This window comes from Janthinobacterium sp. P210006, assembly GCF_036231885.1.
Classification (GTDB): Bacteria; Pseudomonadota; Gammaproteobacteria; order Burkholderiales; family Burkholderiaceae_D; genus Janthinobacterium; species Janthinobacterium violaceinigrum.
In genome coordinates this window covers 115,575-128,200 of the sequence record NZ_JAZARD010000005.1, presented here as the reverse complement: position 1 = coordinate 128,200, position 12,626 = coordinate 115,575, and the positions used below count along the sequence as shown (strand labels likewise).

General features: G+C 62.5%; 8 protein-coding genes. 1 reads left to right on the top strand and 7 read right to left on the bottom strand.

Translation table 11 applies throughout. The annotated features are described in order from the left end of the window. Positions 1-365: 365 nt before the first annotated feature. Positions 366-1,997, top strand: coding sequence for an NAD(P)/FAD-dependent oxidoreductase (locus VPH41_RS23910; protein ID WP_328571735.1), 1,632 nt, complete (start codon positions 366-368; stop codon positions 1,995-1,997). Between the two features lie 78 nt (positions 1,998-2,075). On the opposite strand, the gene VPH41_RS23905 is transcribed toward VPH41_RS23910, so the two are convergent. From VPH41_RS23905 to glnA, 7 genes are all read right to left on the bottom strand, one after another. After that, positions 2,076-4,892, bottom strand: a complete 2,817-nt coding sequence (locus VPH41_RS23905; protein WP_328571734.1) for a TonB-dependent receptor plug domain-containing protein — start codon at positions 4,890-4,892, stop codon at positions 2,076-2,078. A 305-nt stretch (positions 4,893-5,197) separates the two neighbouring features. Continuing rightward, on the bottom strand, positions 5,198-6,571 hold the full coding sequence (locus tag VPH41_RS23900) for a GAF domain-containing sensor histidine kinase (protein ID WP_328571733.1): 1,374 nt from the start codon (positions 6,569-6,571) through the stop codon (positions 5,198-5,200). Between the two features lie 134 nt (positions 6,572-6,705). After that, positions 6,706-7,671 (bottom strand): magnesium/cobalt transporter CorA, encoded by a 966-nt coding sequence (gene corA / locus VPH41_RS23895; RefSeq protein ID WP_131374183.1) that lies wholly within the window; start codon positions 7,669-7,671, stop codon positions 6,706-6,708. Positions 7,672-7,810: 139 nt separating this feature from the next. Then, positions 7,811-9,298 (bottom strand): nitrogen regulation protein NR(I), encoded by a 1,488-nt coding sequence (gene ntrC / locus VPH41_RS23890; protein WP_328571732.1) that lies wholly within the window; start codon positions 9,296-9,298, stop codon positions 7,811-7,813. 48 nt (positions 9,299-9,346) lie between these two features. After that, entirely contained in the window at positions 9,347-10,435 is a 1,089-nt protein-coding gene (glnL, locus tag VPH41_RS23885) for a nitrogen regulation protein NR(II) (protein ID WP_287774009.1), read from the bottom strand. 7 nt (positions 10,436-10,442) lie between these two features. Then, a complete protein-coding gene (locus tag VPH41_RS23880; RefSeq protein WP_152281710.1) occupies positions 10,443-10,925 on the bottom strand; it encodes a DUF4124 domain-containing protein in 483 nt (160 codons plus the stop codon). Positions 10,926-11,107: 182 nt separating this feature from the next. After that, on the bottom strand, positions 11,108-12,523 hold the full coding sequence (glnA, locus tag VPH41_RS23875; RefSeq protein WP_029496182.1) for a type I glutamate--ammonia ligase: 1,416 nt from the start codon (positions 12,521-12,523) through the stop codon (positions 11,108-11,110). Positions 12,524-12,626: the final 103 nt, after the last annotated feature.

The following is a 12,626-nucleotide window of genomic DNA, read 5'->3' as shown; positions in this document are numbered from 1 at the left end:
CACTATCAAATCACACGTAATGGCAGGGAGTCAACAAAATCAAGTTGCCGCAACAAAAAAGCAACACAAATTCGCCTGAAAAATAAGGTCCGGATTTGCACTCCCCAACATGGGGCGGCACGCGCACCAGCAACACACCGTTTTGCACCAAAATGTGGCATGCGGCGACAGCCGGAAAACCACTGCGTGCCGGCGCCACGGCACGGTGACGACCATGCCTACCCGAGGTCATATTGCGCCCAAAGAAAGTCCGGACAAACGATACGGTGCGTGATGTGGAGGTAAAATAGCGCCCTGATGCCCTCACGGGGCACAACACACTCTCCGCTAGATACGGAGCCCGGCAATTTTTAAAAATACACACCATGTTGCGACTCAACGAAGTAAAACTCCCCCTCGAACACGACGAAGCGGCCCTGCCCGCCGCCATCCTGACGCGCCTGGGCATCGCTGCCGCCGATTTGCTCGGCTTTACCGTCTTCAAGCGCAGCTATGACGCGCGCAAGCGCAGCGCCGTGGTGTTGATTTACTCGCTGCATGTCGAGATCAAGAACGAAGCGGCCGTGCTGGCGCGCCTGAGCCACGACATCCACCTGATGCCCGCGCCCGATACCGACTACAAATTCGTCGCCGGCGGCGAACAGCTGGCCGGCCACACGAACGAACCGCGCCCCATCGTCATCGGCACGGGCCCGTGCGGCCTGTTCGTGGCGCTGATCCTGGCACAGATGGGCTTGCGCCCCCTGATCCTCGAGCGGGGCAAGCAGGTGCGCGAACGCACGGTCGACACCTTCGGCTTCTGGCGCAAGCGCGAGCTGAACCCGGAGTCGAACGTGCAGTTCGGCGAAGGCGGCGCCGGCACCTTTTCGGACGGCAAGCTGTACAGCCAGATCAAGGATCCCAAGCACTATGGCCGCAAGGTCTTGACGGAATTCGTCAAGGCGGGCGCGCCCGAGGAAATCATGTATGTGAGCAAGCCCCACATCGGCACCTTCCGCCTGGTCAAGATGGTGGAAGAAATGCGCGCGAATATCGAGCGGCTGGGCGGCGAATACCGGTTCAGCAGCAAAGTGGTCGATCTCGACATCGTGCCAGGCGCCGACGGCGGCCAGGTGCGCGGCGTGGTGCTGGACAATGGCGAAACCATCGCCAGCAACCACGTCGTGCTGGCCATCGGCCACAGCGCGCGCGACACCTTCGAGATGCTGCACCGCCGCGGCGTGTACATCGAAGCGAAACCGTTCTCGATCGGCTTCCGCGTGGAACACCCGCAGTCGCTGATCGACAGCTGCCGCTTCGGCCCCAGCGCCGGCCACCCGATCCTGGGCGCGGCCGACTACAAGCTCGTGCATCACGCCAGCAACGGCCGCTCCGTCTACAGCTTCTGCATGTGCCCGGGCGGCACGGTGGTGGCAGCCGCCTCCGAACCGGGCCGCCTGGTGACGAACGGCATGAGCCAGTACTCGCGCAACGAGCGCAACGCCAACAGCGCCATCGTGGTCGGCATCACGCCGGCCGACTATCCGGGCGACCCGCTGGCCGGCATCGCCCTGCAGCGCGAACTGGAAGAGCGCGCGTTTGCCTTGGGTGGCGGCAACTACGATGCCCCAGGGCAATTAGTCGGCGACTTCGTGGCGGGCCGTGCGTCGACGGAATTCGGCAGCGTGGTGCCGTCGTACAAGCCGGCCGTGCACCTGACGGACCTGGCGCCGTCGCTGCCCGAGTATGCGATCACGGCCCTGCGTGAAGCGTTTCCTGCATTCAACAAGCAGATCAAGGGCTACTACAAGGCCGACGCCGTGCTGACGGGCGTGGAAACGCGCACCTCGTCGCCGATCCGCATCAAGCGCCGCGACGACGACCTGCAAAGCCTGAACACGCGGGGCCTGTTCCCCGCTGGCGAAGGCGCCGGCTATGCGGGCGGCATCCTGTCGGCAGCCGTCGACGGCATCAAGGTAGCCGAAGCGGTGGCCTTGTCGATGGCGGCGCGCCGCTAGGCCACGTCCGCCTTCCCCTGCTGCAGGACAAAAAAAACCGGCACCCAGTGCCGGTTTTTTCATGTCTGCGCGCCCTGTTTAAAACTTGTACGAGGCATTCAGGTAGCCCGTCCGGCCGCGCGGATCGTAGTAGCGGTCGTCATAGCCGAACTGCTGGCCGCGGTTCGCGCCCGACGTCGATGGCACGAATGGCGGGCTCTTGTCGGTCAGGTTCAGCACGCCTGCGGTGAAGACCCAGCTCTTGCTTGGCGTCCACACGGTTTGCCAGTCAAGCGTCGAATAGAAGCCCACCTCCATGCGGATCTTTTCCTGGCCCGTCACGGCACCCGAAGCGTCGAGCACGTCAACCGTCGTTTCCTGGTCCTTGTAGCCGGACAGGAAGTTGACCGTCAGCGAGTTGGCCCAGTTGCCCGTTTTCAAGGTATTCGTCCACTGGCCGCGCGTACGGAAAGTTACCGTCCCCAGATCGGCGAAGTTGCCCAGCGCCGAATAGTATTGGCCGTTGCGTTCCAGCTGCACATCCTCGCGCAGCATCCGCGTCGCGTTCAGCTGCGACGTGAACAGGCCGATGCCGGAGCGGTAGCGGCCGCTGATATCGATGTCAACGCCGGTGGCAAACGACTTGCCCAAGTTCTGGTTATCGGCCAGGAAAGCCAGGTAAGTCGTCCCCGTGCCCACGTCCTTGTTGACGCCCCAGGATTTCGGGAAGTTGGCCGGATTGGCGAACACCAGCTGTTCCGTCAACTGGCCGAAGGAATCGCGGATCTGCACATGCCACAGGTCGGCGCCCAGGGTGATGGCGCTGATGGGCTCGTAACGGAAGCCGATGGTTGCCTGCTTCGATTTCTCCGGCTGCAGGTCGCGGTTGCCGCCGGCCAGCTGGTCATACTGGCGATTGCCTGGCTGGCATTGGGCATTGAGGCGCGTGGCGATGGCTTGCAAGGCCGGCGTACACGTGTACTTGTCGCTGGTAACGCCGTAGCCGCGCTGCAGGGCGTTGACTTGCGGCACTGTCGGTGCGTGGAAACCGTTACCGACGGAACCACGGATCAGCAAGGTGGGCGCTGGCGTCCACTTGAAGCTGGCCTTGGCCGTCGTGGCGCCGCCGAAGTCCGAAAATTCGTCGAAACGCAGGGCCGCGCCCAGTTCCAGTTCTTTCAGCACGGGTGCGATCAGTTCGCCAAACACGCCTTTCGACGTGCGGCTGGCGCTGTAGGGCTGGCTGCTGGCCGCGTCGCCGAAACGCTGGTCGCATTCCAGACCCGTCGTGCCGCCGCACAAGGTGCCCTTCACGGGGTCGGCCAGGATACCCTGCGCAAACGGACTCGGCTTGGCGGAGAATTCCTCGCGGTTGATGTTGGCGCCCACGCCCAGCATCATGGCCCCGCCCGGCAAGCGCCGCACTTCCGTCGACGCATTCAAATTGATGGTTTGCAGGCGCGACGTGCCGCCATCCCAGTAGCCGGAGAAGGCGGCCGCCTTGATCGCTTCCTGCGCTGCAGTCGATTGCTTGCCCGGGCCGACGAAAGGATCGAGCAAGCCGCTCGACGTGAGGTTATTGACGGCGATGGCGCCAGGATAACCGGAAATACTGCCTTTTACGCGGCTTTCAGAGAAATTGTACGACGCATTGTAGTCCCAGCCGGCGGCCACGCCGCGCGTGCCGACCACCACGCTGGCGAAGTCCGCCGTATCCTTCGAGGTGCGCTGGCCCATGTCGAACAGCCGGTAAAAAGCCGTACTGTCGCCTGTAATGCCAATTGGCAATAAATATTTGTTATGCAGCGCCGTGCCCGCGTCGACGGCGATGGCGCCCGGCACGGGCGCGATGCGCGACGTCTGCTTGGTGCGCGACAGCAACACGTCCGCATACACTTCTTGGCCGGCGATCTTGAAGGTACCCGAGGCCATAAAGTTGTCGCGTTTGCGTTCCGGATAGATTTCCAGATCCTTTACAAAATCATAGCCGCAGTAATCGTCGACCAGGCCGCTGCCATCGTTATACGGCTCGATCACGCGGAAGGTCTTGTCGGGGCAGGAGCCGTTGGTCTTCTGATAAGGGCTGATCAATTGTCCCTGGTCGTCGGTGGCGTTGGCGGGAATCGGGCTGGCCGAGAATTGCTGTTTCTGATAGCGCTTGCCATTGGCCGAAAACTGCACCTTGCCCGTGCTGGCAAATGAACGGTCGACCGAGCCCAGCTTGTCGCGCTCGTCGTGGCCAAAGGTCAGCACCACGTTGTAGCCATCGTCCTCCAGGTTGCCGAAGCCCTTGGTGGCGCTGATGCGTTTCTCGCGCGCGCCGTTTTTGGGCGCCGAGTAGCCGATGCTCACGTCGCCTTCCGTCGTGTCGTGCTTGGTAATGAAGTTGACCACGCCGGCAATGGCGTCGGCGCCGTACAGGGCGGACGCGCCGTCCGTCAGCAGTTCAACGCGCTGAATGGCGGAAATCGGGATCGAGTTCAAGTCGAAACCGGCGGCAAAGCCCGTCAAGGTCTGGCCGCCGAACTGGGCCAGGCGCTTGCCGTTCAACAAGACGAGCGTACGCGTCTCACCCACGTTATGCACGGAAATACCGGAGAAACCGAAGGTGCTGCCCCCGACCGAGGAACTTTCCGTCGTCGCGCCCTGGGCGGACGAGAGTTTCTTGACCAGGTCGGTGACGGACGTGGCGCCCGAGGTACGGATGGCTTCGGCGGTCAGGATGGTGACTGGCAAGGCGCCTTCGGCGGCGATGCGCTTGATCGACGAGCCGGTGACTTCCACACGCTGTATCTGTGCATCGGCCCCTTGCGCATCCTGCGCGATCGCCGACTGTGACGCGACGGACAGCGCCGCTGCCACGCCACCGGCGCAGACGATGCGCACGGCGTGGGAAATGACGGTTTCTTTAAGCATGGTGAACCCTTCTCATTGTACGTTATACAAGCAGCGGATCTGGTGTCCGCACTGTTGTCGTTCACATCAAGGCACTCTTTGCACCGCACAGTTTTCAAGCCCGGGCTCCGGGCTGGAGCGCCACGCTACCTGCGCGGAAAAACAGATACTGCACAACTAAAAGTTAATTTGGGAATTACATGGAATCACAATGCCAATCCGAGTGTCAACAGAACTCAGCACGTGTATGGCGCGCATACAACATTGCAATAAATATAGAAGTCGGGTAGGCATGCCACCCGGAGATGATGCAAACGCAGGCGTGGTCAGCTGGCCAGAGGCAGCCTGATCTGTATATGGCAGCCGGGTGTGCTGTCGATGGCGCACACCTGGCCGCCCAGTTGCTGCACGATCGTATAGACGATGTGCATGCCCAGGCCGGAGCCGCCCTGGCCCCGCTTGGTGGTGAAAAACGGCTCGAACATGTGTTCGCGCACGGCTGGCGCCAGGCCGATGCCGTCGTCGGAAAACTCCAGCAGCAGCCAGCGCGCGGCGACATCGTCGCCGTCCGCCTCGATGCGCGCGCGTATGGTGATGCGCCCTGGCCCGCCCTGCGGATAGCCGTGGCGGGCGCTGTTCATCAGCAGGTTCGACAGGATCTGCGACAGCTTGCCGGCCGCCAGGCGCACCTGGCAATCGGGCGCGATATCGAGTTCCACGCCCAGCGCCGCCTTGCGCAGTTCCGGGCTGTGCGCCGAGACCAGGCCGTGCACATAGTCGTGCAGCGCCAGGTCGGCCACGTATTCGCTGACCTGGTCCACGGCCAGCTGCTTGAAGTTGCCGATCAGATCGGCCGCGCGCGCCAGGTTGCGCTCGATCAAGGCGGCCGCCCCCTTCAGCGATTCGGCCAGGTCGATCAGCTCGGCGCGGCTGACCTTGGCGCCACCCAGCAGCTGCACCAGCTGGTCGGCATAGCTGCCCATGCTCGACGCGGCCGTGAGCGCCACGCCGATGGGCGTGTTGACCTCATGCGAGACGCCCGCCACCAGCGAACCGAGGGCCGCCATCTGCTCCTGCTCGATCAGGTTGGCTTGCGCCGCCAGCAGCGATTCCGTGCGCACGCGCACGATCTCTTCGAGCTGCTGCGTGCGCTCCTGGTGCTGCAGCTCGGCCGCGCCGCGGGCCGAAAAGATCGACAGCAGCAGCAGCGCCAGCAAGCGCTTGTTTTCATCGATGGGACGCGTGTCGATGGCCGACAGGATGCCCAGGGTCTTGCCATCGGTATCGATCAGCGGCATGCCGACATAGCTTTCCGCATGCATGTCGACGAGGAGGGTATCGAATGGAAAGCGACGCTGGATGTCGCTGCCGTGAAAACACATGCTTTGGCAGGTCACATCCTGGCAAGGCGTGTGCTGCAGGCTGTATTCGATATTCGGCTGGTAGCCGTCGCCGCCCCACAGGGCCAGGGTGCGGATGCCTTCGCTGCCATCGTCCATGCGCACCAGGCGCCCGGCGATCACATAGTGCACATCGAGGGCTTCGGCCAGGTCCTTGACGAGGATGCGCAGGAAGTCGTCGCCACGGGCGTGCGCCGTCGAGGCGGTAATCGAGCGCAGGGCCGCCTCCGCCAGGGTGCGCCGCTGCTCGGCATCGAACAGGGGTTCTTGCGAATTCACATCAAACAACGGAATACTCATGAATGCTCCTGCACGGCACCGGCAGCGCAGGCACACCTGCCGGCGCTGCAACTCTCAGCCATGACCCGCCCCAGCGGACCTGCCGCGATTGTACCCCTGGATATTGTTCAATAATACAGATATACAGGAATTTTTTACAGCCAGCCGGAACGCTTGAACAAGTAATACATATAACCGCAGACACAACTCATCAGTCCCACGGCGACCGGGTAGCCATAATGCCAGTCCAGCTCCGGCATGAACTTGAAGTTCATGCCCCATACGCCGGCAAACGCCGTGAAGACGGCGAAGATGGCCGCCCAGGCCGCCAATTGCTTGTTCACTTCGCTCTCATCGATGGCCACCATCGACAGATTCACCTGGATGGCCGTACTGATGGTATCGCGTATCGTGTCGAGCGTGCCGTTGATGCGCGCCAGGTGGTCGTGCACGTCGCGGAAATACTCCTGCGTATCGTGGCACAGGGGCGGCACGCGCCCGCCGTGCAGCTTGCCCACGGCTTCCATCAGGGGCGCCACCACATGGCGCAGGACCATAACCTTGCGTTTCAGCTGGTACAGCCGTTCGATATTGTCGCGCTCGGTGCCGCGGTCGAAGATGCGGTCCTCGATCAGTTCCAGTTCCGATTCCAGCGCGTCGAGCACGGGAAAATAGCGGTCGACGACGGCGTCCATCAGCGCGTACAGCACGAAGGCCGAGCCCTGGCGCAGCAGGTGCGGTTCGCGCTCGGCACGCGCGCGCACGCCGAGGAAACCTTGCGAGCTGTTGCTGCGCGACGAGAGCACGTAATTGGCGCCAACAAAAATGTCGACTTCGCCCAGTACCAGCTCGTTCTCGACCATTTCCACGGTTTTCACGACGGCAAACAGGGAGTCGCCATATTCCTCGATCTTCGGGCGCTGGTGGCCCCGCTGAGCGTCCTCGACGGCCAGTTCGTGCAGGCAAAACTCGTGCTGCATCTGTTTCAGCTCATCCGGCGTGGCGTCGAGCAGGGCCACCCAGACGAAACAATCGGGGCGCTCGACGTAGTCGCTGATATCGTCGATCGGCAAGTCGGCCAGTTTTTTGCCATCCTGGTAGGCCACGCAGTTTATGAGCATGCTATTCCACAGTTCAAGTTAACACCGGACGAAACAGTCCGGCAGGCGCCAGCTTACCTTATCGCCTGCAGTGCGTGTTGTGGCGTGCGAGGGACGCCGTGGGGAAAAGCGGACGGGGGAGTCCCCGTCCGTTCATGCGTCAATCGTCCTTGGCGCCGTCGATGCCCAGCTCGGAGATCTTGCGCGTGATGGTGTTGCGGCCAATGCCTAGGCGCACGGCAGCGTCGTTCTTGCGCCCGTGCGTATGCTTGAGCGCCGTCTTGATCAGGGCCGACTCGAATTGCCGCCCCAGCACGGCCATGACTTCCTGCTGCCCCGCGCCCAGCATGCTGGCCGCCTGCAATTCCAGCAAGCCGATCCAGCCGGGCGGCGCGCCGTTGGCGGGCGCGGCCGCTTCGAACACCTGGCCGCCGTGCGGATGGGCCACGGCCGGCGGCGCAGCTTCAGCGGAAACGGCAGCGGCGCCATCGCCCTGCCCCTGCGTCAATTCCAGCGGCAAGTCCTTGATTTCCACCGTCTGGCCCGGCGCCATCACGGTGATCCAGTTGCACAGGTTTTCCAGCTGGCGCACGTTGCCGGGCAAATCGAGGTTGCTGAGGAACTGCATCGTCGGTTCGCTCATGCGCTTGGCTTCCACGCCCAGCTGGCGCGCGCTTTGCACCAGGAAGTGGCGCACCAGGATGGGGATATCCTCGCGCCGCTCCCTCAAACTGGGCAGGCGCAGGCGGATCACGTTCAGGCGGTGATACAAGTCTTCGCGGAACAGGCCGTCGCGCACGCGCTGCTCGAGGTTCTGGTGCGTTGCCGTAATGACGCGCACGTTCGCCTTCATGGGCTGGTGGCCGCCGACGCGATAAAAATGGCCGTCGGACAGCACGCGCAACAGCCGCGTCTGCAGATCGAAGGGCATGTCGCCGATTTCATCGAGGAACAGGGTGCCGTTCTCGGCCTGCTCGAAGCGGCCCCGGCGCGTCGTCTGGGCGCCCGTAAACGCGCCCCGCTCATGGCCGAACAATTCGGACTCCAGCAAATCCTTCGGGATCGCCGCCGTGTTCAGGGCGATGAACGGCTGCGCCGCGCGCGGACTGTGCTTGTGCAGCGCGCGCGCCACCAGTTCCTTGCCGGAACCGGATTCGCCCGTGATCAGCACCGTCACATTCGATTGCGACAGGCGGCCGATGGCGCGGAACACTTCCTGCATGGCGGGTGCCTGGCCGAGGATTTCCGGCGTTTCCGACGGGCCCGACTCGACGCTCGTCTCGCGCAGGCTTTCTTCCAGCGCGCGGCGGATCAGCTCGACGGCCTTGTCGATATCGAAAGGCTTGGCCAGGTATTCGAAGGCGCCGCCCTGGAAGGCCGCGACGGCCGAATCGAGGTCGGAAAACGCCGTGATGATGATGACAGGCAAGCCGGGAAAGCGCGACTTGACCGTCTGTAACAGTTCCAGGCCGGACGCGCCCGGCATGCGGATGTCGGACACGAGCACTTGCGGCGTGTCGAATTCCAGTGCGGCGATGGCGTCGCGCGCATTGGCAAAACTCTTGGTGGCGAGATTTTCCCGCGCCAGGGCTTTTTCCAGCACCCAGCGGATTGATTCGTCGTCGTCAACTATCCAGATTGGCTTCATTAGTGTGTGCGTCCCGCAATGGATTTCATGGGTGGGATACTTCCTCGCTTATGGCAAGGGGAGAACGATCCTGAAATCGGTGTATCCAGGCCGGCTTTCGCACTCGATCACGCCCAGGTGCTGTTGCACGAAGGTTTGCGCCAAGGTCAGCCCCAAACCGCTGCCGCCTTCCCTGCCCGACACCAGCGGGTAGAAAATCCGGTCGCGGATCTGGGGTGCGATGCCCGGTCCATTGTCAATGATATGCAAGTCTAATGCCAGGTTGTAACGGACCTTGGCCAGGGTCACCTGGCGCGCCACGCGCGTCTTGAAAATCAGCTCCGCATCGCCCGCCTCGATGCGCTCAGCCAGCGCCTGTGCCGCGTTGTGCGCGATATTGAGCACGGTCTGTATCAATTGTTCCTTGTCACCGCGAAACTCGGGGATCGAGGCGTCGTAATCGCGCGAAATGGTCAGGCCGCTGGGAAACTCGGCCAGGATCAGGCTGCGCACCCTTTCGCACACTTCGTGGATATTCACGTCGCCCACGATGTGCGGGCGGCGGTGCGGCGCCAGCAGGCGGTCAACCAGGGTTTGCAGCCGGTCTGCTTCCTTGATGATCACTTGCGTGTATTCGCGCAGCTCGCTCAGGTGCAGGGCCGGCAATTCCAGCTCCAGCAGCTGGGCCGCGCCGCGGATGCCGCCCAGCGGGTTCTTGATTTCATGCGCCAGGTTGCGGATCAGCTCCTTGTTGACCTGGCTCTGGTCGAGGATGCGCTCCTCGCGGTCGAGCTTTAACTGCTGCACGTTCTCGCGCAGCTCGATCAGCACGCCGTCGCGCGGCGCATCGAGCGCGCTGATGATGCTGTGCACGCGCAGCGGCTCGCGCCCCAGGCGCTCCAGCGTCAGGTCCTGGCGCAAGTCGGAAAACTTGTGCTCGAGCGCCTGCGCGCAAATGCCGGCCAACTCCTCGGGATTGAGGAACAGGGCCGTCAGCTTTTGCCGCGACAGGGCCTTCAATGAGCTTTCCAGCAGGTTTTCCGCCGCCGCGTTGGCATAGCCGATGCGGCCGTCGCCATCGAGCAGGATCACGGCCGAGGCCAGTAAATCGAGGCCGGCCAGGTGGGCGGGACGGGTGGAATGGTGGTCTATGGTCATGGTCTCGTCATCGGATATTGGCAATCTCGCGTTTCAGGGCCTCGACGTTTTGCTGTGTCCGGCTAATGTTGTCCTTCAACTGCGCCACTCTTTCCTGGTATTTCGCATAGTTGCGCTCATTGCCCTGGCGCTCAGGCTGGCCGCCGTTAAATTCCAGGCGCTGCGCCGCCAGTTTCTGCTCTTCGCTGCGCAATTCGTCCTGCAGGATCTGGCGCCGGTCCAGGTCGCGCGCGCGCTGCTCGGCGCCATCGACCTTGGGAAACGCGCCGGCGGCAGGCGCTGCCGTGGCCACCGCCTGCGTGGCGGACCGTGCCGGCGCGCCTGCCAGCGGCGCCGTCTTGCGCGGCGGCTCCGTCATGGCGCCCGGTAAGTCGAGCAGCTGGCAATGCTTGCCAGCACTCCTGTCCGTGTACGTCTTGTGTCCCTGCGCATCGGCGCACACATACAGCTGCCCGTGCGCCTGTGCTGCCGCGCCCAGCAATCCTGCCATCAGCGCCATTCTGTAATGCTTGCTCAATCTTCACTCCTGTCGGCGCATGCCGCAACGTTCCTGGGCCGACTATACAACACCGCCCTGGCGCCGCATTGGGCCGCGGCATAAAAAAACGCGGGCGAGACCATCGCCTCACCCGCGTTTTTATTCACTACCGGCACATTGCCGGCGTGGCGCCATTACAGCGAGTAGTACATGTCGAACTCGGCTGGATGCGTGGTCATGCGCATGCGCTGCACGTCCTGCATTTTCAGTTCCAGGTAAGCGTCGATCATGGAATCGCTGAACACGCCGCCGCGGGTCAGGAACTCGCGGTCCTTGTCCAGGGCGTCCAGTGCTTCTTCCAGCGAAGCGCACACGGTAGGGATCAGTGCATCTTCTTCCGGCGGCAGATGGTACAGATCTTTCGAGGCAGCTTCGCCCGGATGGATCTTGTTGGCAACGCCGTCCAGGCCGGCCATCAGCAGTGCGGCGAAGCACAGGTACGGGTTTGCCAGCGGGTCCGGGAAGCGCGCTTCCACGCGGCGGCCTTTTGGATTGGCCACGTGCGGGATACGGATCGACGCGGAACGGTTTTTCGCCGAGTACGCCAGTTTCACTGGCGCTTCGTAGCCTGGTACCAGACGCTTGTACGAGTTGGTGCCCGGGTTGGTGATCGCGTTCAGTGCCTTGGCGTGCTTGATGATGCCGCCGATGTAGTACAGGGCGAAATCGGACAGGCCGGCATAGCCGTCGCCAGCGAACAGGTTTTTGCCATCTTTCCATACGGATTGATGCACGTGCATGCCCGAACCGTTGTCGCCAACGATAGGTTTCGGCATGAAGGTGGCGGTCTTGCCATAGCTGTGCGCCACGTTCCACACCACGTATTTCAGGTTTTGCGTCCAGTCGGCGCGCTCGACCAGGGTCGAGAACTTGGTGCCGATTTCATTCTGACCGGCGCCGGCCACTTCGTGATGATGTACCTCAACCGGGATGCCCAAGGATTCCAGGATCAGGCACATTTCCGAACGCATGTCCTGGAAGCTGTCCACTGGTGGCACGGGGAAGTAGCCGCCCTTGACGGTAGGACGGTGGCCGCTGTTGCCGCCTTCGATGTCCTTGCCCGTCGACCACGAACCTTCGTCCGAACCGATCTTGACGAAGCAGCCCGACATGTCGATCTTCCAGCGCACGCTGTCGAAGATGAAGAATTCCGGCTCAGGGCCGAAGTAGGCGGTGTCGCCCATGCCCGACGATTTCAGGTAGGCTTCGGCGCGTTTCGCGATCGAGCGCGGGTCGCGGTCGTAGCCCTTGCCGTCCGACGGTTCAATCACGTCGCACTGCATGAACAGGGTCGTTTCTTCCATGAACGGGTCGATATTGGCCGTGTTTGGATCCGGCAGCAAGATCATGTCGGAGGCTTCAATGCCTTTCCAGCCAGCGATCGAAGAACCGTCAAAGGCGTGGCCCGACTCGAATTTGTCCATATCGAAGTGCGACACGGGAACCGTCACGTGCTGCTCTTTACCACGGGTATCGGCAAAGCGGAAATCAACGAATTTGACTTCGTTTTCTTCTACCATCTTCAAGACTTCTGCGGCTGTCATTGCCATGCGTATCTCCTAAATGAATGTGGGGTGAGCCGACCTAAGTGCGTCTGGGCTGATGAAGCGAAGCAAACATTGCGTGCCACCAAAACTCATAAGGATCATAGCA